Origin of the sequence: Actinomadura sp. RB99 (assembly GCF_014706005.1) — a bacterium.
Taxonomy (GTDB): domain Bacteria; phylum Actinomycetota; class Actinomycetes; order Streptosporangiales; family Streptosporangiaceae; genus Spirillospora.
Window position 1 is genome coordinate 61,316 of record NZ_JABMCA010000041.1, and the last position, 26,231, is coordinate 87,546.

The following is a 26,231-nucleotide window of genomic DNA, read 5'->3' on the forward strand; positions in this document are numbered from 1 at the left end:
CCCCAGCCGGGGACGGACCACGTTAAGCCGGTCATCCGAAACCGGGACCCGCGGTTCGCCCTTTATGGGGCCGGTCGAAGACGCGTGACTTTTGCCCCCGCCGACCGAATTCCGCGCCGCCCGCACGCCTGTTCTGCATGAACAATTCCCGGAACGCGCGGAGCCGGGAGCATCTCGTCCACGGGCGGGCCTGCGGGCGGCGCGGACCGCCGGCACCCGGCGACCGGGCGCCCCTGCGGCCGAAGATCGGGCTGCTACTTTGTCCCCGAAGGGCGAACCGCGAATTGGGGAGTATGCCGTGACCGAGGAGCCGGGCAGCATCATCGACACGTCCGTGCCGCATTCCGCGCGTATCTGGAACTACTGGCTCGGCGGCAAGGACAACTACCCCGTCGACCGCGCGGCCGGCGACCAGTATCTGCAGGTGTATCCGGGAATCGTGGACATCGCGCGGGCCGGCCGCAACTTCCTCGCCCGCGCCGTCCGCTACCTGGCGGGCGAGCAGGGGATCCGGCAGTTCCTCGACGTCGGCACGGGGCTGCCGACCGTCGACAACACCCACGAGGTCGCGCAGCGGGTCGCGCCCGAGTCGCACATCGTCTACGTCGACAACGACCCCCTCGTCCTGTCGCACGCCCACGCCCTGCTCACCAGCCGCCCCGAGGGCGAGACCAGCTACATCCAGGCCGACATGCTCGACCCGGAGCAGGTGCTGCGCGCGGCGCGCGACAAGCTCGACTTCGACCGGCCGATCGCGGTGATGCTCATGGGCGTGCTCGGCCACGTCCAGGACTACGACGACGTCCTGAACATCATCCGCACGCTGACGGGCGCCCTCCGCTCCGGCAGCTACCTCGCCCTGTACGACGACACCGACACCGACGAGGCGCACAACGAGGCGCAGCAGCAGTACGACGACACGGGCGCCGTCCCCTACCGGCTCCGCCCGCCCGAGCAGATCATCGGCTACTTCGACGGCCTCGAGGTGGTCGAGCCCGGCGTGGTGCCGTGCGAGGACTGGCGGCCCGAGCCCAACCCGTTCAACGACGCGCCGAAGACGTCCACCCTCTGCGGCGTCGCCCGCAAGCCGTGACCCCCTAGCGGCCGTCGAGGAGGGGCCGCCGCGGGTCCCAGGACGTGCCGTCGCGGTCGTCGCGGCGGCGCCGCGCGATGCCCGACAGGACCTCCAGGACGACGCGGTTCGCCAGCGCCGAGGTGATGTCGGCGTGGTCGTAGGGTGGTGACACCTCGACCACGTCGACGCCCGCGACCGGCAGCTCGTAGGCGATCCGGCGCACCGCGTCCAGCAGCTGGCGGGCGGTGAGGCCGCCGGGCTCGGGGGTGCCGGTGCCGGGGGCGTGGCCGGGGTCGCACACGTCGATGTCGACGGACAGGAACACCCCGTCGCACTCGTCGGTGGCGATGGCGAACGCCTCGGTCAGGCACTCCTCCAGCCCGCGCGCGACGATCTCGGTCATCTCGTAGGAGCGCATGCCCTGCGCGGCCATCCACGCGAGGGTCTCGGGGCCCGGCCAGTAGCCGCGCAGGCCGAGCTGCAGGAACCGGTCGCCGCGGACGGCCCCGGACTCCAGCAGCCGGCGCATCGGGGTGCCGTGCCCGACCAGCGAGCCGAACTCGATGTCGCCGGTGTCGGCGTGCGCGTCGAAGTGGATCATCGAGACGCGGCCCTGCCCGAGGTGCCGCGCCACCCCGGCGGCGTCGGGCCAGGCGATGGTGTGGTCGCCGCCGAGGACCAGCGGGATCGCGCCGTTGCTCGCGATGGCGTACACCGCCTCCTCCAGGTCGCGGACGGAGCGTTCGGCGTCGCCGGAGTACATCTCGACGTCCCCGGCGTCGCGCACGGTGAGGTCGCCCTGGAGCCCGTCCACGCGCAGCGCCAGCGACGGCCGCGACCCGTTCTGCGGCAGGTAGCAGGTCTGCCGGATGTACTGCGGGCCGAACCGGGTGCCGGGCCGGTGGGACGTCCCGCCGTCGAACGGGGCGCCGAGGACGACCACGTCGGCGTCGGCGTAGGTCGCCGGGTCCGACCAGGTGCAGCGCGGCACTCCGAGGAAGGTGATGTCGGGACCGTACTGCGGTCCGTACCGTTCCTGCGGTGTCATCCGGGTCCTCCCTGCCGCGACGGCGATGCCGGTGTTTCCTTCCCCGCCCGGACCGGGCCGTCACCTGGGCGGGCGGGCCCTCCGGATCATCCCATGGGGTCGGGCGTGACGCCGTCGGGCAGGACGTTCGGGCGGGCCTTCTCCACCAGCGCGGGGATCACGTCGTCCAGCTCGTGCGGGTCCCAGCGGGCGCCCTTGTCGACGACCGGCCCGGCGCGCCAGCCCTCGGCGACGCTGATCCGCCCGCCGCGCACGTTGAACACGCGGCCGGTGATCCCGCGCGCCCCCGGGCTCGCCAGCCACACCACCAGCGGCGCGATGTTGGACGGGTCCGCCGGGTCGAAGCCCTCGCCCGGGCGCTCGCGGCCCGGCACGAGGTTCTCGGTCATCCGGGTCAGCGCGGCGGGCGCCACCGCGTTCACGGTCACGCCGTACCGGCCCAGCTCGCGGGCCGCGATCACGGTCAGCGCGGCGATCCCGGCCTTGGCCGCGCCGTAGTTGCCCTGCCCGGCGTTGCCGTAGATGCCCGACGACGAGCTGGTGTTGATGACGCGCGCGTCGACCTCGTGGCCGGCCTTGTGCCGCTCCCGCCAGTACGCGGCGGCGTGCCGCAGCGGCGCGAACGTCCCGCGCAGGTGGACGGCGATCACCGCGTCCCACTCCTCCGCGCTCATGTTGACCAGCATCCGGTCGCGGAGGATGCCCGCGTTGTTCACCAGGACGTGCAGGTCCCCGAACCGCTCGACCGTGGACGCCACGAGCCGGCGGGCGCCCTCGAAGTCGGACACGTCGGTGCCGTCAGCGACGGCCTCGCCGCCCATCGCGCGGATCTCGTCCACCACCTCGCCCGCCGGTCCGGTGGACGAGCCGGTCCCGTCGACCTGCGCGCCCAGGTCGTTGACGACGACCCGGGCGCCGTGCCGGGCGAACTCCAGCGCGTGCTCGCGGCCGATGCCCCGGGCCGCCCCGGTCACGATGACCACCCGTCCGTCGGCGATCGCGGTCATGGTCGCTCCCTCCGTCCCGGGCGGGCCGGGTGCCCGGCCGGCGCCGCTGGCTAGAAGCCATTTCTAGAATTAGCTTTCAAAACGATGCGACGCGCCCACCGCGATGTCAATGGGGCGGCAACGGTGGATCCGCAGCCGGATCCGGATGAACGGGACACCGGCGCCGCGAAGGGCCGATGGGATAGCTTTCCAACAGTGGAAAACGCTGGAGTGTCCGTCGGCGGGGCACGGGGGCCCGGCCGGGACGACGGCGTGCCCGCCGAGGGCACGGAGGCCGCGGTGTCCTTCCGCGGGCGGCTGCTCGCGGGCCTCGCCGAGTCGATCCGCGAGCGCGGCTACCGCGAGACCACGATCTCCGACATCGTCCGGCACGCCCGCACGTCCCGGCGCACCTTCTACGAGGAGTTCCCGACCAAGGACGCCTGCTTCGTCGAGCTGCTCCAGGTGACGAACCGGATGCTGCGCCGGCGCGTCGCCGAGGCGATCGACCCCGCCGCGCCGTGGGAGACCCAGATCCGGCAGGGCGTCGAGGCGTACGTCGACATGGTCGCCTCCGAGCCCGAGATCACGCTGAGCTGGATCCGGGAGCTGCAGGCGCTCGGCGCCGGCACCGCCCGGCGGATGCAGCGCGAGGCCGTCGACACGCTGTTCCGGCTGCTGCGGGACGTGACCGGGAACGCGGAGATGGTCCGGGCCGGGACCCACCCGATCACCCGCCCGTTCGCGCTGATGCTGATCGGCGGACTCCGCGAGCTCACCGCCACCCTGGTGGAGGACGGCGCGGATGTCCGCGACATCACCGAGGTCGCCGTCGAGGCGACGATCGCGCTGTTCCGGCCGGTGCCGGAAAACCGCGGCGGCGCGCCGTCCGCGCGTTACCTCGGCGGTTTTCCGGATCCCCGGAACTGACCTTTCGGCTTCCGGTCGCGGCACCTCCGAATTTCCCTTCTCCGGCACGGTAGGCGGCCGTACCGCGCCGTGGTACCGTCCCGTACCACACCACCTCCGTGTCCGTCGGCACGCGAGGCCGCCATGCCGAGAGCATCGTCCAGAAGAGCGCGCGATGACCGACATTGACGAGGACGACTTCACCGATCACGCCGTCCACCTGGAATACACATGGCGGGCCTGGCGGTACATGCTCACCAGCGCCACCGCGCCGGCCCTGCTGTGCGTGAGCGCCAACGGCATCCTGCGGCTCGGCAGCTTCGTCGACTGCACCGCCGCCGAGCGGGTGTTCTGGGACGTGGTCACGCTGGCCATCCAGGACGCCGGCGATCACCTCGCGGACATGCGCGTCAACAGCACCCGGGCCGCCGTCGTCCTGGAGGGCCCGCCGGACGGCCGCGCCCACCTCGCGGTCCGGTCGGCCTCCGGATTCCATCTCGCGCACTGCTACGACACCTCCTACGACGCGCTCGACGCGTGGGCGCAGATGGCGAGCGAACTGGCGCTCGGGCCCTGCGGATGATCGGCACAGGGCCGCGTTTTCCGGAAATGGAGCGAGAACGCCGGGCGGGCCGCCGAATCCCGCCGCCCGGCACCGGCGCCCGGTGAATTCGCCGCGCCGGAAAAGCGATCTTCGGAACGCGCGGTTCAGCGCCCCGAATCGCCGCTTCCCGACGGCCCGCGCCCCGCGGACACCAGCCCCGTCTCGTAGGCGAGCACGACGGCCTGCACCCGGTCGCGCAGCCCCAGCTTCGACAGGATGCGCGCCACGTGCGTCTTGACCGTCGCGGCGCTGAGCGTGAGGCGGTCGGCGAGCTCGGCGTTCGACAGCCCGGTGGCGAGCAGCCCGAGCACCTCCAGCTCCCGGGGTGTCAGCCGGGACAGGTCCCGGTGCACGGGCCGCGTCCCGCCGCCGGCCTCGTCGCGCGGCGCGAAGCGCTCGATGAGCCGGCGGGTGATGGCGGGCGCGAGCAGCGCGTCCCCGGTCCGGACGAGCCGGACCGACGCGGTCAGCCGCTCGGGCGTCACGTCCTTGAGCAGGAACCCGCTCGCGCCCGCGGTGAGCGCGGCGTAGACGTAGTGGTCCAGGTCGTAGGTGGTGAGGATGAGCACGCGGGCGCAGCCGCCGGCCGCGGTGATCTCCCGGGTCGCCTCGATGCCGTTCATCTCCGGCATCCGGACGTCCATCAGCACGACGTCGGGGCGGGTGCGGCGGACGGCGGCGACCGCCTCGAAGCCGTCCGCCGCCTCGGCGACCACGTCGATGCCGTCGGCGGCGAGGATCATCCCGAAGCCGGTGCGGACCAGCGCCTGGTCGTCGGCGATCACCACCCGCAGGGCCGGGCCGTCCTCCGCCGTCACGGCGTCCTCCAGGGGATCGTGGCGGTGACGCGGAAACCGCCGGCGAGGGTGCGGCCGGACTCCAGCGTCCCGTCGTAGACCGCGAGCCGCTCGCGGAGGTTGATCAGGCCGCGGCCGGTGCCGGTCCGCGCGCCCGCCGCGCCGCCCGTGCCTCCGCCCGCGCCTATGCCCGTGCCGCCGCCGGGCGCGCCGCCGGTGTCGGTGACCTCGATCCGCAGGTCGTCCCCCTCGCACCGGACGGACACCGCGGCGGACGCGCCGGGCGCGTGCTTCATCGTGTTGGTCAGCGCCTCCTGGACGACCCGGTAGGCGGTGAGGTCGACGCCGGGCGGCAGCGGCCCCGGCGGCGGGTCGAGGTCGGCCGTGACGCGCAGGCCGGTGGCGCGGACCCGGTCGATGAGCGGGGCGAGCCGGTCCAGGCCCGGCTGCGGCACCGGCACGCCGCCGTCCGCCTCCCCGTCGCCGTCCCCGGAGGGCGCCAGCAGGCCCATGACGTGCCGCAGCTCCGCCATCGCGGCGCGCCCGCTGGCCTCGACGTCCAGCATCGCCTTCTTCGACAGCTCGGGGTCGGCGTCCACGACCTTGCGGGCGGCGCCCGTCTGGATCACCATGACGCTCACGTTGTGGGTCACCACGTCGTGCAGTTCCGCCGCGATCCTGGCGCGCTCCACCTCGACCGCGCGGCGCGTCGCCTCCCGCTGCTCCCGCTCGATCTCGGCCAGCCGGCCGCGCCAGAACCGCACCGCCATCGCGAGCACCCCGGCGGCGAGCAGCACGAAGAACGGCGCCGACCAGTTCGGCAGGGAGGCGGCGGTGCCCCGGTAGACGAAGCCGGCGAGGACGGCCGCGGCGCCCAGGCTCGCGACGGCCTGCACGCGGTAGCGGCTGTGGGCGATGGCGCCGAACCCGGCGACCACGCAGGCCAGCACCGTCACCCAGGTCATCCCGTAGCGCAGCGCCCACGCCGCCGTCAGCACCACCCAGAACGCGGCGAGCGGGTACCGGCGCCGGAACGCCAGGGGCAGGGTCGTGAGGACGGTCAGCGTCCAGGAGGGGTGGACGGGCGCCGGGTGCTCCCCGAACCCGGGCGGCGGGACGGGGGCGACGGGCGCGATCGGCCCGCCGAAGTCCGTCCGCTCGGGCTCGTCCCCGCCGCCCGTGTTCGCCACCACGAGCAGCGCCACGGCCGTCATGGCGAGGGCGAGCAGCGCGTCCGCGGCGAGGGCGCGGCGCGACGGGGGCTCTCCCGCCGGCTCGGGCCGGAGCAGGCCGCGCAGCCACCCGCGCCGTTCGCGCGCCGTTCCCGCGTGCATGTCCACATTGTGTCCCCCTCCGCGCGAACCCGGTATCGGCTTCGCGGGCGGGACGCTCGGCCTCGCGGCGTACATCGCGAGGATGACGCCCGGCGGGATCGGCCGCACGGAGTACGGAATGTCGGTGCGGCGGCGGACGCCCCGGACGCCCCGCCGCGCATAGCTTCACGTCCGCTGACACCGGGCGGCCCGCACGCCGCCCGCACGCGGAGGGCGGGAGCCTCATGGGACATGTGATCGAGCTGGACGGCGCGGCGAAGGCCTACGACGGCGCGGGCGCGCCGGCGCTCGGGCCGCTGTCGCTGGACGTGGCGGAGGGCGAGGCGCTCGCGGTCGTCGGGCCGTCGGGCAGCGGGAAGTCCACGCTGCTGAACCTGGTCGCCGGGCTGGACCGGCCGACCGCCGGGGCGGTTACGGTGGACGGGCGGCGCGTCGACCGGCTCGGCGAGGCGGCGCTCGCCCGGTTCCGGCGGGAGCGGATCGGGTTCGTGTTCCAGTTCTTCAACCTGCTCGACGACCTCACCGTGGCCGACAACGTCCGGCTGCCCGCGCAGCTGGCGGGGATGCCGCGCCGGAAGGCCGCGGACCGCGCCGCCGAGCTGCTGGAGATCCTCGGCGTGGCCGGGCACGCGGGCGCCTACCCGGGACGGCTGTCGGGCGGGGAGCGGCAGCGCGTCGCGGTGGCGCGCGCGCTGGTGAACCGTCCGGCGCTGCTGCTGGCCGACGAGCCGACGGGCGCGCTGGACACCGCGTCCGGCCACGACGTGCGCGAGCTGCTCGCCGAGGTGCACCGGGGCGGGCAGACGATCGTGCTGGTCACCCATGACATGGCGCTGGCCCGGTCGCTCGCGAGCCGGACGGTCACGCTGGTCGACGGCGCGATCGCGGCCGACGAGCGGGCGGGGGCGGCCCGATGAGCGCGCGCCTCATCGGGTCGGCGCTCGGCCGGGTGGTGCGGTCGGGCGTCGGGCGGCGGCGCGTCCAGACGCTGGTGGTCGCGCTCGCCACGCTGATGTCGGTGGCGTCGGCGGTCGTCGCCGGCTCGCTGGTCGTCGCCTCGTCGGCGCCGTTCGACCACGCGTTCGCGCGGGACCGCGGCGCGCACCTGACCGCGCAGATCGACGCCGGGAAGGCCACGGCGGCGCAGGCGGCGACGACCGCGCGGCTGCCGGGCGTCACGGCGAGCGCCGGGCCGTTCCCGGTCGCGGTCGTCTCGCTCACGGCGCGGGGCGGGGGGCACCTGCCCGAGCTGACCGTGGCCGGGCGCTCCTCCCCCGGCGGCCCGGTGGACCGGCTGGAGATCACGGCGGGCCGGTGGCCGTCCGGCCCGGACGAGATCATGATGCCGCCGCAGGTCCCGCCGGACGCGGGCGTCGGGTCGACGCTGACGGCGCCCGACGGGCGGACCCTGAAGGTCGTCGGGCAGGCCCGGTCGGTCACCGGCTCGGCCGACGCGTGGACGACCCCGGCCGGCGCGGCCGCGCTCCGCACGGGGAAGGCGCCCGCGACGACGCAGATGCTGTACCGGTTCTCGGGGTCGCCCGCGAAGTCCGCGCTGGCCGCCGACCGCGCGAAGGTGGCGGCGGCCCTGCCGAAGGGCGCGCTCGCCGGGACCCAGTCGTACCTGGACGCCAAGTACGTCGCCGACCGGGAGGCGGCCACGTTCGTGCCGTTCCTGATGGCGTTCGGCGCGCTCGGCCTGGGGATGGCGGTCATCGTCGTCGCCGGCGTGGTCGGCGGCATGGTCGGGGCGAACCTGCGCCGGATCGGGATCCTGAAGGCCATCGGCTGCACGCCCGCGGAGGTCGTCCGCGCCTATGTCGCGCAGGCGCTCGTCCCGGCCGCCGCCGGCACCCTGCTGGGCGTGGTGCTCGGCAACCTCATCGCGTACCCGCTGCTCGGGGACGTCCAGCAGGTGTACGGGACGAGCGGCCTCGCGGTCGCCTGGTGGGTGGACGCCGCCGTCGCGGCGGGCGCCCTGCTGGTCGTGGCGGCCGCCGCCCTCGTCCCGGCGCTGCGGGCGGGACGGCTGCGGACCGTCGAGGCGATCGCGGTCGGCCGCGCGCCGGGCACGGGACGCGGCCGGCGGGCGCAGCGGATCGCCGGGCGGCTGCCGCTGCCGCGCGCGGTGACGCTCGGGCTGGGGACCCCGTTCGCGCGTCCCGTCCGGTCGGCGTCGATGCTCGCGGCCGTGCTGTTCGGGACCGCCGCCGCGACGTTCGCGATCGGCCTCGCGGCGTCGCTGAACGCCATCGGCGCCGCCCGCGACCCCGCCGGGTCCGCCGCCGTCAGCGTGATGGGCGGAGGACCCGCTCCGCAGGGACCGGGACCGGCGCCCGGGCAGGCACCGCCCCCCGGGCGGCCCCAGGCGCCGGGACTCGGGGAAGGGCCGCCTTCGTTGGACGGCGCGAAGGTGGGGGCCGCGATCTCCGCCCAGCCCGGCACGGCGTCGTTCTACGGAGTGCGCGGGGCGCAGGCGACCGTGACGGGCGTCGTCGGAGCGGTCGAGCTGCGGCTCTACCAGGACGATCTCCGGGCGGCGGCGTACGAGATCATCGCCGGGCACTGGATCACCGGTCCCGGCCAGGCCGTGGTGCCGACGCACTTCCTCGACGTGACCGGCCACCGCGTCGGCGACACGATCACCGTGCTGGACCAGGGCGCCGCGGTGCGCCTGCGGATCGTGGGCGAGGCGTTCGACCTGCAGAACAACGGGATGCGCGTGCACGCCGCCGCCTCCTCGTTCGCCGGGGTCGAGGGCCGGGACGCGGCCGACGAGTACCTCGTCCGGCTGAAGCCGGGGGTCTCGACGGCGTCCTACCTCAGCGGGCTGAACCGCGCGCTCAAGCCGCTCGGGGCGCAGGGGACGGCGGCCGACGACGACGTCAGCAGCGTGATCGTCGTGCTGGACTCGCTGGCCGGGCTGCTCACGCTGATGCTGGTCACCGTCGCGGGGCTCGGCGTGCTCAACGCGGTCGTCCTGGACACCCGGGAGCGCGTGCACGACCTCGGCGTCTGCAAGGCGATCGGGATGTCGCCGCGGCAGACCGTCGCGATGGTGCTCGCCTCCGTCGCGGGCCTGGGCGCGGTCGGCGGGCTCGCGGGCCTGCCGGTGGGCGTCGCCCTGCACCACCTGGTGATGCCGCTGATGGGGGACGCGGCGGGCACCCGGCTGACCGCGCACATGGTCGCGGTGTACCGCGTCCCGCTGCTGGCCCCGCTCGCGCTCGGCGGCATCGCCATCGCGGTCCTGGGCGCGCTCCTCCCGGCGGGCTGGGCCGCGAAGGCCCGCACCGCCACCGCCCTGCGCACCGAGTGACCCGTTGACGTGCGGCGAGTCGCCGTCATGAGCGGCCTCATGACGGCGACTCGCCGACGTCACAGCGGGCGGGTGTCCGATGGTGATCCGCTATATCCGCGGGTAGCGGCCGCGGACCGGCTCGCCCGGCCACAGCGGGCGGGTGAACGGCTCCGCCGCCACCAGCCCGGCCAGCAGCACCGGCCCGAGCGCGAGGCTGAACAGCACGTCGGTCAGCCAGTGCTCGTCGGCGGCGGTCAGCGCCGCCCCGGTGAGGAACCCGGTGACCAGCGCGAAGTCGCGCCGGCCGCGCGCCGTCACCCACCGGTCGAGGACCGGGACCACGACGGTCAGCAGCTCGATCCCGACCCAGACGAGCAGGAACCCGTTCAGCGTGTGCCCCGACGGGTACGCGTCGCCGTGCTTCCACAGCACGTCGGTGCCGCCGGCCGGGTACGTCCGCGGGATCACCGACTTCGCGCCCTCCTGGAGCAGCGACAGCAGGAGCACCACCACGATCGGCACCAGCACGGGACGCAGCGACCGCGCCCGGACCGCCCCGAGGACCGCCAGCGGGACGAGGACGAACCCCGCGATGACGCCCCGCTGCCCGAGCTGGGTGAACACGTGGACCGCCGACATCCACCCGCCCCGGACGTTCGCGTCGCAGAAGGTGTGGACCCTCCAGTCGAGGCGGCGGAGCGGGCCGTCCGCGAGCACGTCCGCCGTGACGCCCGCCATGACCGCGACCGCCAGGACGTACCAGCCCCACGACCGTCGGCGCATACGGATGGTCTTCCCCGCTCACACCCCGTGACGCATGGGGTACGGAGCCATAACCGGGACGGGCGGGCATGGGCGCCCGGCACATTTCCCGGCCGGCCCGGATCGGTTTGACTTCCGGATGGGCGCCCCTCCTTCCCGATCCCCACCCCGTTCCACCGATCCGGGAGAGCCCTTCATGCATCGACGATCCCCGCGCGTCCTGCGGCGCCTCACGAGACGGCTCGCGTCGTCCGCCGCCTTCGCGCTCCTCGCCGCCGCGTCCGGCATGGCCGGCGTGGCCGGGCTGGCCGCCACCGCCGCGCCCGCTCACGCCGACAGCGGCACCTACCAGCAGGTCACCGGCTTCGGGTCGAATCCCGGGAACCTGCAGATGTACGAGTACGTGCCGGCCGGACTGCCGTCCGGCGCCCCGCTCGTGGTGGCCCTGCACGGCTGCACGCAGAGCGCCGACGACTACTACGACCATTCCGGCTGGCCCAAGTACGCCGACCTGTGGAAGTTCGCCGTGGTGTTCCCGCAGACCACCACGTCCAACAACATCCAGAAGTGCTTCCAGTGGTTCGATCCCGCGAAGGACGCGCGCGGCGGCACCGAGGCGGCGTCGATCGTCCAGATGGTGTCCAGCGCCGAGCAGCGGCACGGCTCGGACCCGCACCGGGTGTTCGTGACCGGCCTGTCCGCGGGCGGCGGGATGACGGCGGACCTGCTCGCCGCCTACCCGGACGTGTTCGCCGGCGGCGCGGTCGACTCGGGCCTCCCCGCGCAGTGCGCCACGAGCCTCGTCGCCGCCTCCGGCTGCCAGATGAACAACCAGAACCTGACGCCCGCGCAATGGGGCGACAAGGTCCGGAACTCCTATCCGGGATACACCGGCCCGTGGCCGCGCGTCGCCGTCTGGCAAGGCACCTCCGACTACACGGTCTATCCGGTGAACGCCACGGAACTGCGCGACCAGTGGACGAACGTCTGGGGCATCTCGCAGACGCCGTCGAGCACGCAGAGCCTGCCGGGCGGCACGACGCAGAGCCTCTACAACGACGCGAACGGGAAACCGGCCGTCGAGGTGTACTCCATCTCCGGGATGGGCCACGGCCTCGCCGTCGACCCGGGGACGGGCGCCGACCAGTGCGGCAGCACGGGCGCGTACTTCCTCGACACCATCTGCTCCACGTCGTACACGGCGAAGTTCTGGGGCCTCGACGGCTCGACCGGAACCGACCCCGGCGACCCGGGCGATCCCGGTGACCCGGGCGGCGGGACGCCCCAGTGCTTCACCGCGACGAACTACGCGCAGGTCGTGGCCGGACGGGCGCACACCAGCGGCGGCTACACGTACGCGAACGGCTCGAACCAGAACATGGGCCTCTACAACGTGTTCGTGACGCACACGCTGAAGGAGACGTCCGCGAACTACTACGTCATCGCCGATTCCGGCTGCTGACGCGGGAGGCCGGGCCGCCGCGGGCGGCCCGGCCCGTCCCGGTCACGGCGTGATGACGAGCTTCCCGCGCGTGTGGCCGCCGCGGCTCTCGTCGAACGCGGCGCCGACCTCGTCGAGGGAGAACGTCCCGGCGACGTCGACGCGCAGCGCGCCGCGGTCGGCCATGGCGGCGAGGCCGGCGAGCTTGGCGCCGTCCGGGCGCACCCAGATCCAGTGGCCGCCGTGCTGCTCCACGCCGCTGTCGGCGACGGACACGTGCCGCCCGCCCTCCGCGAGGACGGCGAGCGTCACGTCCAGCTGCCCGCCCACGAAGTCGGCGACCGCCGTGACACCGTCCGGCGCGAGGTCGCGGATCCGCTCCACCAGCCCGTCCCCGTAGGAGACCGGTTCGGCGCCGAGCTCGCGCAGGTAGTCGTGGTTCGCCTCGGACGCGGTGCCGATGACGCGGGCGCCCCGGTCGACGCCGATCTGCACCGCGAGGCCCCCCACTCCCCCGGACGCCGCGTGCACCAGCAGCACGTCGCCCTTGCCGGCCTCCAGGCGGTCGAGCGCGCGCTGCGCGGTCATCCCGGCGAGCGGCAGCCCGCCCGCCTGCTCCCAGCCGAGAGCGGCGGGCCTGCGCGCGCAGTGCACGGCCGGAACCGCGACGTACTGCGCGAACGTCCCGGCGTGCACGACGTTCTTGCGGGCGTAGGCCATGACCTCGTCGCCCGGCGCGAACTCCGGGGTGTCCGGCCCGAGCCTCCGGACGACCCCGGCGACGTCCCAGCCGGGGATCACCGGGAACACGGCGTCCATCATCCCGTCGAGGCCGCCGGCCATGACCTTCCAGTCGACCGGGTTGACGCCCGCCGCCCGCACCTCGATCAGCACCTCGCTCGGGCCGAGCTTGGGGTCGGGGGCCTCGCCGACGGTGAGGCGGGAGTTGTCGGAGGCATAGGAGTCGTAGGTGACGGCACGCATGTCCCTCAGCCTGCCTCCGGTCCCGCCCGCTAAACCCGCTGCGCACTCGCCTCGCCCGACCCATCGCCCGACGCGTCGCCGGACGCCTCACCGGAAGGCGGCGCGGGGCGCGCCCGCAGCGAGGGCGCCAGGGCCAGCGTCACCGCGACCGACGCCGCCGCCATCAGCGCCATCCCCGTCGCGGGCGAGGTGAGCTGGGCGGCCCCGCCGGCGAGCGTGGCGCCGATGCCCTGCATGCCGAGCATCCCGGACGAGTGCAGGCCGAGGGCGTGGCCGCTCAGATCGTCCGGGGTCAGCTCCAGCAGCCGCTCCTGGAGCAGCAGGGTCGCGCAGTACCCGACGCTCGCCACGGTGATCGCGGCGACCGCGACGGGCAGCGGCGGGCGCAGCGCGAAGACAAGGTAGGGGGCGGCGAGCACCAGCCGCATCGGCGCGTCCAGGCGCCGGCGCCAGCCCGCCGGGACGAACCGTCCTGCCAGCGTGTCCCCGGCGAGCATCCCGGCCGCGCCGGCCGCCAGCAGCAGCCCCGCGTGCCCCGGCGCGTACGGGACGAACAGCGACTCGCAGCCGACGATCAGCCCGTTCGGGACCCACAGCGCGAGGTAGACGGCCCGGCGCCGCGGCGACGAGAACAGCCGGACGTTGTTGCGCCACGTCTCGCCCGCCGTCGCCCGCCCCGTGGCGCGCGGTCGACGGGCGCTCAGCCCGAACCGGCCGGCGGCCGCCGCGGCGAGGTACAGCGCCGCCCCGGCCAGCAGCGTCCCGCGCGGCGACAGCGCGGCGACCATGACGCCGCCGGCCGCGAACCCCGCGATCTGCATCAGGCCGACCGACATGTTGAGCACCGACCGGCCGAGCACGTAGCCCTCCCGGTCGAGGATCTCGTTCAGCAGGCCGTACCGCACCCCGCCGCCGACCGCGCTCGCCGCCCCGAGCACGAGGACGATCGCGAACACGCCCCAGACGGGCAGCCCCGGGACGGCCTGGACGGCGGTACCGGCGGCGAACAGCAGCGACAGGCCGGTGAGCGCGGCACGCGGCGGCAGCCGGTCGGCCGCCGACAGCAGTGCCAGCGCGCCCGCCAGCTGGGCGAGCGCCGGGCCGAACATCGCCAGCGACGACAGCAGCGGCGAGCCGGTCCGGGCGTAGACGAGCGTGCCGAGCGCGAGGCCGCTCACCGTCTGCGCCGCGACGTTGCCCGCCGACGCCAGGAACAGCGGCGCGAACTCGGGCGTGCGGAACAGTTCCCGGTAGGTGCGCATGATCGGAGTCTCCGGGGCGCTCCGCCGCGCCGGTTACTCTTTCGCAGGGAGGCGAAACCATTGGGCTGGTGGGAGATCAACGCGGACACCCTCGCCGGGAGCCGGTTCGCCGTCTCGCCGCTCGCGGAGGCCACCGCCTGCCTGAAGGCGCTGCGCTGGGAGCGGCCCGCGAACCCGGCCGAGCGCGCCTGGCTGGCCGCCCACCTGCCCGCCTACCGCGCCCGGACGGCCGCCGATCCCGTCGCGGCGCTGCTCGTCCGGGCCATGTTCGCCCCCACGTGGAACGCCGACTTCGTCACGACCACGCCGGCCGGCGGGTCCGAGGCGTCCTTCGACGCGGAGCTGGAGCGGATGCGGTCCACGCCGCCCGACGTCGCCCGCGAGGACCTCGCCGTGGCGCTGGGCGGCCGCCTCCCCGCCGCGCTCGACCGCGACGACCTGCCGGACCGCGCCGCCGACCTGATCGCGTGGGTGTGGACGGAGACGGTCCGGCCGGACTGGCCCCGGCGCCGCCGGATCTTCGAGGCCGACATCGTGGCCCGCGCCGCGCACCTGAGCCGGGGCGGGTGGACCGCCGCACTCGCCGACATGCGCCCGGGCCTGCGCTGGCTCGGCGCGAACCGGCTGCAGATCAACGCCCACGACAACCCGCCCCGCGCCCTGTCGGGGGAACGGCTGGTGTTCGTGCCGGTCACGGTCGGCGAGACCTGGTCATCCTGGAACCGGGCGCGGTCCCGGTACGCCATCGTCTATCCGTGCTCGGGGGTGCTGGCCGGCGCGGGCGCCGTCCCGTCGCCGGGCGCGCTGGGCGCGCTGCTCGGTCCGGTGCGCGCGTCCGTCCTGCTCCTGCTGGACGCGCCGAAGAGCACCACGCAGCTGGTCGCGCTGACCGGCCGGGGCCTCGGCTCGGTCGGCCGGCATCTGAAGATCCTGCTGGACGCGCGGCTCGTCGAGCGGCGCCGCGCCTCGCGCTCGGTCCTGTACTACCGGACGGAGGCGGGCGAGGCCCTCGTCGCCGCCCAGCCCGACGCACGCCAGCACGACACGGCGCCCCAGCACGGCGCGGCGGGCCAGCACGGCGCGGCGGGCCAGCACGGCGCGGCGGCCGGGGTCAGCAGCGGGCCGTCGTCAGCTTGATCTTCCCGGCCCGATCCCAGTCCGCGCCGGCGATCGCGGTGCCCGCCACGACGCACGCGGTCTCGGCGCCGGACCGGTCGTAGACCCTGGCGGCGGCGCCGCCCGCCTGCTCGTTGACGACCCTTCCCCGGCCATGCCAATTGCTCAGCCCGTAGGTGCCGTACCGGTAGAAGTCGAAGACATGATATTTACCGCCATAAGCGACGGTGGCGCACACATGACCGGGACGGCATTTCGGAATATCGCCCGCATTCCCGTAATATTTCGCCGGGACGGACGGGAAGGTGGCCGGGGCGGCCGGCGCCGCAGGCGCGTCCACCGGCGAGGCGGCCCCCATGGCCGCGGTCATGGTCGCGACCAGGCCCGCACCTGCGGCCATGGCGGCTCCGGCCCCGGACCGCCCGCGCCGGACGGCCCCACGAAATACCCTCACGAATTTCCCGCCTTCATCTTCACGCGAGCCCACGGGGCCCGGCAGCGCTTTCCACTCGTCACGAGCGATCGACATCGGTGACTATAAAGGCGTGCGGCACGATCCACAAAAGCAACGCAAGGCGTTCGCCATGGCGCCGGAAACTCGACTTCACTTTTCTCGGAAAAGAGATGTCCGTAATCGGCGGGCGGAGGTCAGGTGGCCGCGGCGGCGCGGTCGAAGCGGCGGATCAGCTCGATCGCCGCGTCGATGACCTCCTGGGCCTCGGCCTCGTCCTCACTGGTGGCGACCTCGCGTCCGGCCTCGCCGATGACGGTGGTGAGGACGGCGACGGTGAGGCGGTCGATGGGCTCGCCGCCGAGCGCGAGCAGCACGGCGTTCTGCCGGACCCAGTCGCGGCGGCGGGTGCGGCGCATCAGGTCGAAGCCGGGCGGGCCGTCGCCGTCCATGAACAGCCGGGCGAGGTCGCGGCGCTCCCACGAGCCGGCGAGGAACGCGCGGGCGCCCGCGATGAACAGCTCGACCGGGTCGTCGACGCCGGCGGCCTTGGCCTCGGCGACGCTCGCGGTCGCGGACTTCTCGTGCGCGCCCTCATGCTCCTCCCACAGGGCGAGGAACAGCTCGGTCTTGCCGCCGAAGTGGTGGTAGAGGCTGCCGACGCTGGACCCGGCGCGCTCGACGACCTCGGAGATCGCGGCGTCGGCGAACCCGTGCGCGCAGAACACCTCGCGCGCGGCCTCGAGCATGGTGCGGCGCGTCTGGGCGGTGCGGCTCCATTCCCATCCGCCCCTGCCGCTCGGCTTGCGGGCCATCGGTCCCCCGTCCGGTGCGGCGGCCGCCGTCCGGCCGTCGTTGAAACAGATTCTAGAAAGCGCGCGGGACGTCTTGACGCCGGGACCGCCCCGTGCGCAGCCTAGAACCAATTCCTAGAAATAGATTCTAGGATTGATCGGAGGACCGGTCCATGGACTTCTCGCTGAGCGCCGAGGAACGTCAGATCCGCGACACCGTCCGCTCCTTCGTCGAGAAGGAGGTCATGCCACTCGAACCCGAGGTGCTGCGCAACGAGCGCGCCGGGCGCCCCGGGCTCGACCCCCGGGTGCTGCGCGACCTGCGCGACAAGGCCCGCCGGTCGGGGTTCTGGGGGATCAACACGCCCGAGGAGTACGGCGGCGCCGCGCTCGGCCCGCTGATGTCGGCCATCATCGCGATGGAGACGGGCCGGACGTTCGTCCCGTTCAGCTTCGGCGGGACCGCCGACAACATCCTGTACGCCTGCGACGAGGCGCAGAAGCGCGCCTACCTGATCCCGACGATCGAGGGCGAGCGGCGGTCCTGCTTCGCCATCACCGAGCCGGGCGCCGGGTCGGACGCGCGTAGCATCCGCACCCGCGCCGTACGCGACGGCGACGACTGGGTCATCAACGGCGAGAAGACGTTCATCACCGGCGGCAACGAGGCCGACTTCGTCATGGTGTTCGCCGTCACCGACCCCGATCTCGGCGCCGACGGCGGCGTGACCTGCTTCCTCGTCGACCGGGACATGGGCTGGAAGTCCGAGCCGATCCCGACCATGGGCGAGTGGGGGCCGGCGTCGCTGGTGTTCGAGGACGTCCGGGTGCCCGGCGCCAACGTCCTCGGCGAGGTCGGCAAGGGCTTCGAGCTGGCGATGCGGTGGATCGGCCAGGGCCGCTACATGATCCCGGCGCGGGCGATCGGCGCGGCGGAGCGGATGCTGCAGATGGCGGTCGACTACGCCAAGGTCCGCGTGTCCATGGGCCATCCCATCGCCGACTACCAGGCCATCCAGTGGATGATCGCCGACTCGCAGGTGGAGATCGAGGCGGCGAAGTGGCTGACGCTGTACGCGGCGTGGCGGGTGCGGGAGGGCCTGGACGCGCGGCACGCCTCGTCCATCGCCAAGCTGAACGGCGCGACGATGGCGAACCGCGTCGTGGACCGGGTGCTCCAGATCCACGGCGGCATGGGGTACACCAAGGAGCTGCCGATCGAGCGCTGGTACCGGGAGCTGCGGCTGCTGCGGATCTTCGAGGGCACCGACGAGATCCAGCGCCGGACCATCGCCCGCAACCTGCTCAAGGGCCACGTCCGCCTCGGCCTCGTCGGGGAGTGAGATGGGCTCTCGCGATCCGCGGGCGGGGGTCCGCGCGCTGTTCAACCCGGGGTCGATCGCGCTGGTCGGCGCGAGCGACAAGTCCGGCTGGTCGGCGAGCACGTTCGGGAACCTGCGGGCGCACGGGTTCGGCGGGCCGGTGCACCTGGTCAACCCGCGCGGAGGGCTCGTCCACGGCCACCCCGCGCACCCGAGCCTGGCGGAGCTGCCCGGCCCGGTCGACCTGGCGTACGTGATGGTGCCGACCCGCGCCGTGCTGCCGGTGCTGCGGGACGGCGCCGCGGCCGGGATCCGGAACTACGTCGTGCTGACCGCCGGGTTCGGCGAGGCGGGCGCGGACGGCGCGCGGCTGGAGGCGGAGGTCGTCGCGTTCGCGCGGGAGGCGGGGCTGACCGTCCTCGGCCCGAACGGCAACGGCTACATCAACGCCGCCGCCGGCATCACCCCCTACGGCCTGCCGATCCCGCCGCCGCTGCTGCGCGGCCCGGTGGGCGTGGTGCTGCAGAGCGGCGCGCTGGCCAGTTCGGTGCTGGCGTTCTCCCAGGCCCGCAACATCGGGCTCAGCCTGCTCACCTCGATGGGCAACGAGTCGCTGGTCACCGTCCCCGACGTGATCGACTACCTGGTGGACGACCCCGCGACGAGGGTCATCGCGCTGTTCCTGGAGTCGGTGCGGGACCCGGACGCGTTCGCGCGCGCGGCGCGGCGGGCCCTGGAGGCGGGCAAGCCCGTCGTCGCGCTGAAGATCGGGCGCAGCCGGCTGGCGTCGCGCACCGCGCGGGCCCACACAGGCGCGCTCGTCGGCGACGACGCGGTGGTGGGCGCGGCGTTCCGGCGGCTCGGCGTCGTCCGGGTCCGGTCGCTGGAGGATCTGATCGTCACCGCCGGGCTGCTCGCGTCCGCCGGGCCGCTGCCGGGGCCCCGGATCGGCGTGGTCACCCCGTCCGGCGGCGCGTCGGAGATCATCGCGGACCGGGCCGAGGACGAGGGCCTCGACCTTCCGCCGTTCGCGCCCTCGACGGTGGAGGCGCTCGCGGAGATCCTGCCGCCGTTCGCGACCGTGCAGAACCCCCTCGACGTCACCGGGTACGTGCTGATCGACCGGACGCTCCTCGGCCGCGCGCTGGACGTCGTCGCCGCCGATCCCGGCATCGACGCGGTGATGCTGCTGACCGACCTGCCCCGGTTCGCTCCGCCTGACCCGTCGGTGCCGATGGCGACGTTCGCGGCGCACGCCCGGCGGATCGCCGCGTCGCCGCGTCCGATCGTGGTGGTCGGGAACACGCTCACCGACGTGTCGGAGTTCGGGCGCTCGGTGCAACAGAAGACCGGGTTCCCGCACGTCGTCGGCGGGATCGAGCACGGCGTGCACGCCATCGGCGCGGCCGTGCGCTGGTCGGCCGGACGGGAGCGCGCGCTCGCGCGACGCACCGAGGCCGGCGAACCCGTCGCCGTGGACGGCGCCGCCGGCGCGACCGGCGTGTGGGCCGAGCACCGCGCCGCGGCCCTCCTCGCCGGCGCGGGGCTGCCCGTGGTGCCGTCCGCGCTGGTCGACGGGGAGGACGCGGCGGTCGCGGCGGCGGACCGGTTCGGCTACCCGGTCGTCCTCAAGGCCGCGGCGGACGGCCTCGCGCACAAGAGCGACATCGGCGGCGTCCGCCTCGGCCTCGCCGGGCCGGACGCCGTCCGCGCCGCGTACCGCGAGGTGATGGCCGCGCTCGCCGGCCGCGACGGCGCCGGCGCGCTCGTCCAGCCGCAGCGGTCGGGCGGCGTGGAACTGCTCGCCGGGATCGTCCGCGACCCGGCCTGGGGCCTCACCCTCGCGGTCGGCCTCGGCGGCGTGTGGGTGGAGGCGCTGCGCGACTCCGCGCTGCGCCTGCTGCCGGTGGACGCGCGGGACGTCCGGGAGGCGCTCGGCGAGCTGCGCGGCGCCGCGCTGCTCGACGGCGCGCGCGGCACGAAGCCCGCCGACCTCGACGCCGTCGCCGGCGTCGTCGCCCGCGTCGCCGCGCTCGCCGCGTCCCTCGGCGACCGCCTCGAATCGCTGGAGATCAACCCGCTCCGCGTCGACGGCGCCGAGGTCGAGATCCTCGACGCCCTCGTCACCTGGACCTGAGACGCGGATCTGCGGCGTGCCGCCCCGATGACGGCCGGCCGAGGGACGGCACGCCGCGGCTCAGCGGTGGGAGGCCAGGACGAGGACGGCGGCGGACATGAACATGCCGCCGTTGCCGAGCACCACGCTGACCTCCGCGTCCGGGACCTGCGCGGCGGCCTCCTTGCGGAGCTGGCGGACGGCCTCCTGGATCGCGAACATCCCGTACATGCCGGTGTGGGTGTAGGACAGGCCGCCGCCGTTGGTGTTCAGCGGGAGGCGGCCGCCGGGCGAGGTGTGGCCTTCGGCGATGAACGCGCCCGCCTCGCCGCGCCCGACGAAGCCCATGTCCTCCAGCCCGTAGATCGGCAGGTGCGCGAACGCGTCGTAGATCATCAGGTGGTCGACGTCGCCGTGCCCGACGCCCGCCTCGGCGAACGCGGCGCGCGACGCCCGCCGGAACGCGGCCGAGCTGGTCAGGTCGGCCATCTGGGAGATGACCGGCGACTCGGCGGACTCCCCCGCGCCCAGCAGGTGGACGAGCGGGCGGCGGGTGCCGAGCGCGCGGGCGCGGTCCTCGGACGTGACGACGAGCGCGCCGCCGCCGTCGGTCACCAGGCAGCACTCCAGCAGGTGGAACGGGTAGGCGACCATCCGGGACGCGAGGACGTCCTCGACGGTGATCGGGTCGCGGTACATCGCGCGCGGGTTGAGGTTCGCCCAGCGGCGCTGCGCGACGGGCACCTCGGCGAGCTGCTCGTGCGTGAGGCCGGTCTCCTTCATGTACCGCAGCGCGGTGAGGGTGAAGGCGGACGTCGGGCCGAACTCGCCGTACGGGGCCTCGAACTGGCCGCTCAGCGAGTCGGGGGTGCGGGCGTAGCGGGGCGCGCCGACGCGCGAGCGGCCCGACTCGCCGTGCGTGACGAGGACGGTGCCGCACATCCCGGCGCGGATCGCGGCGGCGGCGTGCCGGACGTGGAACAGGAACGACGAGCCGCCGACCTGCGTCCCGTCGAGCCAGGCGGGCTCGATCCCGAGCGAATGCGCGATCTCCACCGGGCCGGGGGTGCCGACGGTCGCGACGCCGTCGATGTCGTCCTTGGTGAGCCCGGCGTCGGCGAGGGCGTTGCGGGCGGCCTCCAGGTGCAGCTGCCGGGTGGAGCGGTCGGGCAGCCGGCCGATCCCGTCGGTCTCCGCGGCTCCGGCGATGACGATGTTCACCGGGCCTCCGCGGGGGCGAAGAGCGGGAGGCGCACGTCGCCGCGCTGCTCGAAGACGACGCGGAGCGGCAGGTCGAGGGGCAGGTGGTCGGGGTCGGCGGGCACGCCGACGAGGTTGCTCATCATCCGGACGCCCTCCTCGAGTTCCACGATGGCGATGACGTAGGGCGCCTCGTCCTCGAAGCCGGGCGCCGGACGATGGTTGATCACGTACGAGTGGAGGGTGGCGCGCCCGGTGGCGGTCACCCAGGCGACGTCGCCGGAGCCGCAGTGGGGGCAGCTCGGACGGGGATAGAAGAAGTGCCGGCCGCAGCCGCGGCAGCGCTGGACGCGCAGCTCCCCGGCGGCGGTGCCGTCCCAGAACGGCCGGGTGTCGGGGGTGGGTCGCGGGACGGGCTTGGAGGCCGCGGGCCTGGAGGCGGTGGACATCGCCCTCCTCGAAATAGTTCTAGATCGAGATTCTAGAACTTAGCTCTGGAAAATTTAAGGACCCGAACCTAGAGTTCGCTTCAAGAACCACCGGGCCCGAAAGCCCCCCGCCGGGACAACCGGAAAGAGGTGCCATGACCACCCTCGATCACCCGGCCGCCCCCGAGCCCAGAGCCGCGATCGACCGCCTCTGGAAGCGCGACCTCGACCGCTACCCCGACACCGGCCCCCGCGTGTGGTACCTCGCGGTGGTCGTCCTCGCCACGATCGTCCTCTACTGCGAGCAGTACGTGACCGGCGGCGTGGCGCCGCTGGTGCTCGCCCACTTCGAGATGTCGTTCCTCTTCTACGTCAACGCGCTGGTCATCGGGGGCCTGGTCGGCGCGTTCGGCGCCCTCGCCGCCGGACTCTGCGACAAATGGGGGCGCGCCAACCTGGTCGCCTACGGGCTCGGCGTCACCGGGGTGCTGACGCTGCTGCTCCCCTCCATGCCGAACAAGTGGGCGTTCGTCATCCTGCTGACGGTCATCGGGATGGTCGAGGGCGTGATCCTGGTGGCCACGCCCGCCCTGGTCCGGGACTTCTCCCCGCAGCTCGGCCGCGCGTCCGCGATGGGCTTCTGGACGCTCGGCCCGGTCGTGGCGAGCCTCATCGTCAGCTTCGTCGCGAACCGGACGCTGGAGCGGCTCGACAACAGCTGGGCCAGCCAGTACTACATCATGGGCGCGTTCGGGCTCGTCGTGTTCGCGATCGCGCTCGGCGGCCTGCGGGAGCTGAACCCCGGCCTGCGCAGCCAGGTCATGGTCAGCGCCGGGGACCGCGCGAAGGTGGAGGCGCGCGCGGCGCAGGCCGAGGCGAGCGCCGACCTCGGCCGGCCGTGGGCGCAGATGCTCAAGTTCGACGTCCTCGCCCCGGCGATCGGGATCTCGATCTTCCTGATCATCTACTACACCGCGGTCGGGTTCTTCACCATCTACCTGACCACCACGTTCGGGTTCACCACGTCCCGCGCCAACGGCATCAACACCTGGTACTGGGCGATGGACGCGATCGCGCTGGTGGTCGTCGGGCTCGTGTCCGACCGGCTGCGGGTGCGCAAGCCGTTCATGGCCGGCGGCACCGTCCTCGCGGTCGTCATGACGTACGTGTTCCTGACCCGCGCGACCCATCCGCACACGAGCTTCGCGGCGCTCGCGACCATCGTCAGCCTGCTGGCGGTCGGCCTCGCCATCGCGTACGCGCCGTGGATGGCCGCGTTCACCGAGACGATCGAGCGGCGCAACCCGGCGCTGATGGCGCACGGGCTGGCCGTCTGGGGCTGGACGACGCGGATCGCGGTCGCCGGCTCGGTGTTCGCGCTGCAGTACGTGGTGAGCAGCGCGAACACCCTGGTCAGCGCCCCCGAGAAGCTCGCGGAGGCGAAGGCGGCGCAGCAGGCGGGGCACGCGCCGCCGGCGGGGCTGCTGCACCAGCTCGCCGACATCAAGCAGGCGGCGGCCGACGCCCCGCACCAGTGGCAGCACTGGTGGTGGGTGTGCATCGCCGCCCAGGTGCTGTTCTTCGCGCTGATGCTGCCGCTCGCCGGGCGGTGGAGCCCGCGCGCCGCGAAGGCCGACCTGGAGGCGGCCGAAGCCGGGAAGTAGGAGGTGCCGCGCGGCCGTCCCGCCGGCTTCCGGTCCGCGGGACGGCCGTCAGTGGTGCGCGTGGGCGCGGGCCCACAGGGCCGTCCAGCCGCCCGCGCCGAGCCAGGACGCGGGGACGCGCAGTCCCCGCCCGGCCAGCGCGTCCCAGAAGGAGCCGGTGTCGGCGCCGAGTTCGGCGGCGTCGGGCATCGCGCGCCGCCACGGGCCGTCCTCGTCCTTGAGGGTCGTCGCCGGGTAGCCGGGCACGTGCACCTTGCGCGGCGGAACGACGCCAACGAGCGGGATCTCCGGCGCGGCGCAGGTGACCAGGACGGTCAGCGCGCACAGCAGCGGCTCGGTCGTCCGGTGCCCGACCGCGCGGGCGACGGCCGGTTCGTCCCGCACCGCCAGCCGCCCGATCGCCGCGCGGACGCGCCGCGCGACGAGGTCGAGCGCGTACGGGTCGGCGATCGCGGGCAGCAGGACGAGCCTGCGCAGGGTCTTCGGCAGCGGCGGCTCGCCGAGCAGTAGCGGGAGCCGGTCGTAGCGCTCGCGCAGCGCCGGGTCCAGGCCGGCGAGCGCGGCGGCGAGCGGCCGCGTCCCCGTCGCCTCCCACAGCCGGACCAAGGGGACGGCCCGGGTGTCGAGCGTGCGGCGGACCGCGGCGGTGAGCTGAGCGGACCCGAGCCGGCGCAGCCTGGCGAGCGCCGCGTCCGGCGGGGTCGCGGCGACGGCGGCGAACACCTCCAGGGCCGCGGCGCCGGACGCGTCCCACTCCGCGCGGGCGAGGTCGCCGAGCACCGGCCCGACCTCCTCGACCAGGCGCGGTGCGGCGCGCCGCCGCACCGTCCTGGCGGGCGGGACCTCCTCCGGCACCGGCGCCTCGGGCGGCCGGATGCCGGGAAGCGCGTCCACCCACGCGCGGAACGCGCGGTCCAGCTCCTCGCCGGGCGCCTCGTTGAACCGCGCCGCGATCTCCGAGACCCGCCAGCCGCGCGACTGCGGCCGCAGCGGGCCGACCTCCGCGTTGGCGACGAGGACGCCCTTGCCGTCGTAGAGGCCGAGCAGGGCGACGCGCCCCTCGCGGGCGTCCTCGATGTACCCGGGCCCGGCGATGCAGTTGCCCATGTAGTCCGACCACTCGGCCAGGTCGCGCGCGTTGCGGGCCACCCGCACCCGGACCCCCGCGCCGGGCACGGCCGCCCCGTCGGCGGCGGCCACGGGCGGCGGCACCGCGAAGTCGCCGGTCAGCGCCGCGCGGATCGCCGTTCCGGCGGCCAGCCCGTCGGTGAACGCGGTCCAGGTGCGCGCGCCCTTCGGCGGGGCGCCGCCGAGCTCGACGAGCTGCGCGGCGCCGGACACGGCGAGCGTCACCGAGCCGAGCCGGGGCGTGAGCGGCTCGGGGTCCTCCGGCGGCGGGTCGTGGTCGAACCAGGGGGCGCCGGTCCCGTTCACCGAGCGCGCCGCGTCGTGCCCGTGCAGCCGGGCGAGCGCGTCGATCAGGTCGACGTACCAGAGCAGGTCGCCGGCGAGCTCCTCGCGGTCGCGCAGCGGCCCGCGGTCGCCGAGGAGCGGGCCGGTCCACGGCGGGATGCCGTCCCACTCGGCGGGCGGGCGCGCGTCGCTGTACCCGGCCGCGTCGCGCCAGGCCCCGAGGCCGGTCGCGCCCCAGTCGCGCAGCACGTCGGCGCGGTGCCCGATCATCCGCTCCATCACCGTCTCGACGGTCTCGATGACGAGGAGGGCGAACTCCCGCGCGCGCGTCAGCCGCGGCTTGACGAAGCCGATGAGCCGCGCGTCGACCGGTCCCCCGGCGGACAGCCTGCGGTGGATCTCGCCGGCGTGGACGGTGGGCCGGGAGGGCAGCCCGCCGTCGCGGCGGCGGCCGTCGGCCCACGCGGGGCACTGCTCGACGACGGCGGCGAGGAGGGGCGCGGAGCGCGCCAGGCCCTCCTCGTAGCCGTGGTCGGCGACCGCGACGGCGGTCCTGAGCAGCGCGGTGGCGGCGATCGCGTCCTCGAAGGCCCGGACGAGCTGGTCGCGCCAGTAGCCGTCGGGCGGGATCCACCGCGCGGCGTCGGCGAGCGTCGGCTCGCCGGCGCCCAGCGTCCGCATCATCCAGCCGACGACCAGGTCGTCCTCGTGGCGGGCGCGGCGTTCGCGCAGGTCGGAGAGGCGGTCGCGGCGGCCCTGCGTGGCCATGCGGCGGGCGCGGCGGCGGGCCCGGTCCCGCTGGTCGAGGACCAGCGACCACAGGTCGAGGAGCAGGTCGAGCCGGCGCGGGCGCGGCACCTCCTCGAACGCCCGGCCCAGGTACCCGGCGAGCACGGACGGCGGGCCCGGCACGGCGGTGTCGGGGCCGTCCAGGCCGAGGACGCGCTCCAGCTGCTCGGGCCCGAGGACGTCGCTCGCGGCGGACGCCAGGTGCAGCGCGGCCCAGCGCCCGTCCGCGGCCGCCTTCGCCGCCGCCGCGCCCACCCGCCGAGTGACCGAGGGGCCGAACAGCGCGACGAGGAACCCGGCCCGGTCCCCCAGCCGTCCCGCGTTCTCCGGCCCGAGCGCCCGCAGCGCGGCGAGGACCGCGTCGCGCTGGTCGCCGCGCGCCCCGTCCAGCCGGGCCGACCGGAACCCGGCGCCGAGGTCGACGCCCGCGAGATC

At 74.8% G+C, this 26,231-nt stretch carries 22 protein-coding genes; 10 read left to right on the top strand and 12 right to left on the bottom strand.

Going from position 1 to position 26,231, the window contains the following annotated elements:
- Positions 1-298: 298 nt before the first annotated feature.
- A complete protein-coding gene (locus amrb99_RS30455) occupies positions 299-1,093 on the top strand; it encodes an SAM-dependent methyltransferase (RefSeq protein ID WP_347256932.1) in 795 nt (264 codons plus the stop codon).
- 4 nt (positions 1,094-1,097) lie between these two features.
- Here the strand turns inward: amrb99_RS30455 and speB are convergent, their stop codons facing one another.
- Positions 1,098-2,123: an agmatinase gene (speB, locus tag amrb99_RS30460; RefSeq protein ID WP_190862536.1), complete on the bottom strand. Its 1,026-nt coding sequence runs from the start codon at positions 2,121-2,123 to the stop codon at positions 1,098-1,100.
- An 86-nt stretch (positions 2,124-2,209) separates the two neighbouring features.
- Positions 2,210-3,130: an SDR family oxidoreductase gene (locus tag amrb99_RS30465; RefSeq protein WP_190862538.1), complete on the bottom strand. Its 921-nt coding sequence runs from the start codon at positions 3,128-3,130 to the stop codon at positions 2,210-2,212.
- Between the two features lie 195 nt (positions 3,131-3,325).
- Between amrb99_RS30465 and amrb99_RS30470 the strand changes: the two genes are divergently transcribed.
- Together amrb99_RS30470 and amrb99_RS30475 are read left to right on the top strand one after the other, a co-directional pair.
- Positions 3,326-4,039: a TetR/AcrR family transcriptional regulator gene (locus amrb99_RS30470; RefSeq protein WP_206700160.1), complete on the top strand. Its 714-nt coding sequence runs from the start codon at positions 3,326-3,328 to the stop codon at positions 4,037-4,039.
- A 154-nt stretch (positions 4,040-4,193) separates the two neighbouring features.
- Entirely contained in the window at positions 4,194-4,601 is a 408-nt protein-coding gene (locus amrb99_RS30475) for a hypothetical protein (RefSeq protein WP_190862541.1), read from the top strand.
- A gap of 125 nt (positions 4,602-4,726) precedes the next feature.
- Here the strand turns inward: amrb99_RS30475 and amrb99_RS30480 are convergent, their stop codons facing one another.
- Complete coding sequence (locus amrb99_RS30480; protein WP_190862543.1) at positions 4,727-5,440, bottom strand: response regulator; 714 nt, start codon at positions 5,438-5,440, stop codon at positions 4,727-4,729.
- On the bottom strand, positions 5,437-6,753 hold the full coding sequence (locus amrb99_RS30485; RefSeq protein WP_190862545.1) for a histidine kinase: 1,317 nt from the start codon (positions 6,751-6,753) through the stop codon (positions 5,437-5,439). The genes amrb99_RS30480 and amrb99_RS30485 overlap by 4 nt, the downstream gene beginning before the upstream one ends.
- Positions 6,754-6,977: 224 nt before the next feature.
- Here amrb99_RS30485 and amrb99_RS30490 point away from each other — a divergent pair, with 224 nt between their 5' ends.
- Both amrb99_RS30490 and amrb99_RS30495 read left to right on the top strand, forming a co-directional pair.
- The gene (locus tag amrb99_RS30490) at positions 6,978-7,670 is read left to right on the top strand and encodes an ABC transporter ATP-binding protein (protein ID WP_190862547.1); all 693 of its coding nucleotides are present in this window, start codon (positions 6,978-6,980) and stop codon (positions 7,668-7,670) included.
- Positions 7,667-10,072 carry an ABC transporter permease gene (locus amrb99_RS30495; RefSeq protein ID WP_190862549.1) on the top strand — a complete coding sequence of 802 codons (2,406 nt, stop codon included), beginning with the start codon at positions 7,667-7,669 and terminating at the stop codon, positions 10,070-10,072. Before amrb99_RS30490 ends, amrb99_RS30495 begins: the two co-directional genes overlap by 4 nt.
- A 90-nt stretch (positions 10,073-10,162) precedes the next feature.
- Here amrb99_RS30495 and amrb99_RS30500 read toward each other — a convergent pair whose 3' ends face one another.
- A complete protein-coding gene (locus amrb99_RS30500; protein ID WP_190862551.1) occupies positions 10,163-10,837 on the bottom strand; it encodes a phosphatase PAP2 family protein in 675 nt (224 codons plus the stop codon).
- Positions 10,838-11,012: 175 nt separating this feature from the next.
- Between amrb99_RS30500 and amrb99_RS30505 the strand changes: the two genes are divergently transcribed.
- Positions 11,013-12,278, top strand: a complete 1,266-nt coding sequence (locus amrb99_RS30505; protein ID WP_190862553.1) for a PHB depolymerase family esterase — start codon at positions 11,013-11,015, stop codon at positions 12,276-12,278.
- A gap of 42 nt (positions 12,279-12,320) precedes the next feature.
- On the opposite strand, the gene amrb99_RS30510 is transcribed toward amrb99_RS30505, so the two are convergent.
- Both amrb99_RS30510 and amrb99_RS30515 read right to left on the bottom strand, forming a co-directional pair.
- Positions 12,321-13,241 (bottom strand): NADP-dependent oxidoreductase, encoded by a 921-nt coding sequence (locus amrb99_RS30510; RefSeq protein WP_190862555.1) that lies wholly within the window; start codon positions 13,239-13,241, stop codon positions 12,321-12,323.
- Between the two features lie 29 nt (positions 13,242-13,270).
- A complete protein-coding gene (locus amrb99_RS30515) occupies positions 13,271-14,503 on the bottom strand; it encodes an MFS transporter (RefSeq protein ID WP_190862557.1) in 1,233 nt (410 codons plus the stop codon).
- 60 nt (positions 14,504-14,563) lie between these two features.
- On the opposite strand from amrb99_RS30515, the gene amrb99_RS30520 reads away from it, so the two are divergent.
- Entirely contained in the window at positions 14,564-15,640 is a 1,077-nt protein-coding gene (locus tag amrb99_RS30520; RefSeq protein ID WP_206700161.1) for a winged helix-turn-helix domain-containing protein, read from the top strand.
- On the opposite strand, the gene amrb99_RS30525 is transcribed toward amrb99_RS30520, so the two are convergent.
- Together amrb99_RS30525 and amrb99_RS30530 are read right to left on the bottom strand one after the other, a co-directional pair.
- Complete coding sequence (locus tag amrb99_RS30525) at positions 15,615-16,148, bottom strand: hypothetical protein (RefSeq protein WP_190862560.1); 534 nt, start codon at positions 16,146-16,148, stop codon at positions 15,615-15,617. The two genes, amrb99_RS30520 and amrb99_RS30525, sit on opposite strands and share 26 nt — an antisense overlap.
- A gap of 119 nt (positions 16,149-16,267) precedes the next feature.
- Complete coding sequence (locus tag amrb99_RS30530) at positions 16,268-16,885, bottom strand: TetR/AcrR family transcriptional regulator (RefSeq protein ID WP_190862562.1); 618 nt, start codon at positions 16,883-16,885, stop codon at positions 16,268-16,270.
- 152 nt (positions 16,886-17,037) lie between these two features.
- Between amrb99_RS30530 and amrb99_RS30535 the strand changes: the two genes are divergently transcribed.
- Both amrb99_RS30535 and amrb99_RS30540 read left to right on the top strand, forming a co-directional pair.
- On the top strand, positions 17,038-18,207 hold the full coding sequence (locus tag amrb99_RS30535) for an acyl-CoA dehydrogenase family protein (protein ID WP_190862564.1): 1,170 nt from the start codon (positions 17,038-17,040) through the stop codon (positions 18,205-18,207).
- 1 nt (position 18,208) lies between these two features.
- Positions 18,209-20,323 carry an acetate--CoA ligase family protein gene (locus amrb99_RS30540; protein ID WP_190862566.1) on the top strand — a complete coding sequence of 705 codons (2,115 nt, stop codon included), beginning with the start codon at positions 18,209-18,211 and terminating at the stop codon, positions 20,321-20,323.
- A 60-nt stretch (positions 20,324-20,383) separates the two neighbouring features.
- On the opposite strand, the gene amrb99_RS30545 is transcribed toward amrb99_RS30540, so the two are convergent.
- On the bottom strand, positions 20,384-21,523 hold the full coding sequence (locus amrb99_RS30545; protein WP_190862568.1) for a thiolase: 1,140 nt from the start codon (positions 21,521-21,523) through the stop codon (positions 20,384-20,386).
- Positions 21,520-21,951: a Zn-ribbon domain-containing OB-fold protein gene (locus tag amrb99_RS30550; protein ID WP_190862570.1), complete on the bottom strand. Its 432-nt coding sequence runs from the start codon at positions 21,949-21,951 to the stop codon at positions 21,520-21,522. Before amrb99_RS30550 ends, amrb99_RS30545 begins: the two co-directional genes overlap by 4 nt.
- A gap of 134 nt (positions 21,952-22,085) precedes the next feature.
- Here amrb99_RS30550 and amrb99_RS30555 point away from each other — a divergent pair, with 134 nt between their 5' ends.
- Positions 22,086-23,594 (top strand): MFS transporter, encoded by a 1,509-nt coding sequence (locus amrb99_RS30555; protein WP_190862572.1) that lies wholly within the window; start codon positions 22,086-22,088, stop codon positions 23,592-23,594.
- 48 nt (positions 23,595-23,642) lie between these two features.
- Here the strand turns inward: amrb99_RS30555 and amrb99_RS30560 are convergent.
- Positions 23,643-26,231: hypothetical protein (locus amrb99_RS30560; RefSeq protein ID WP_190862575.1), on the bottom strand; the 2,589-nt coding region annotated here is incomplete at its 5' end.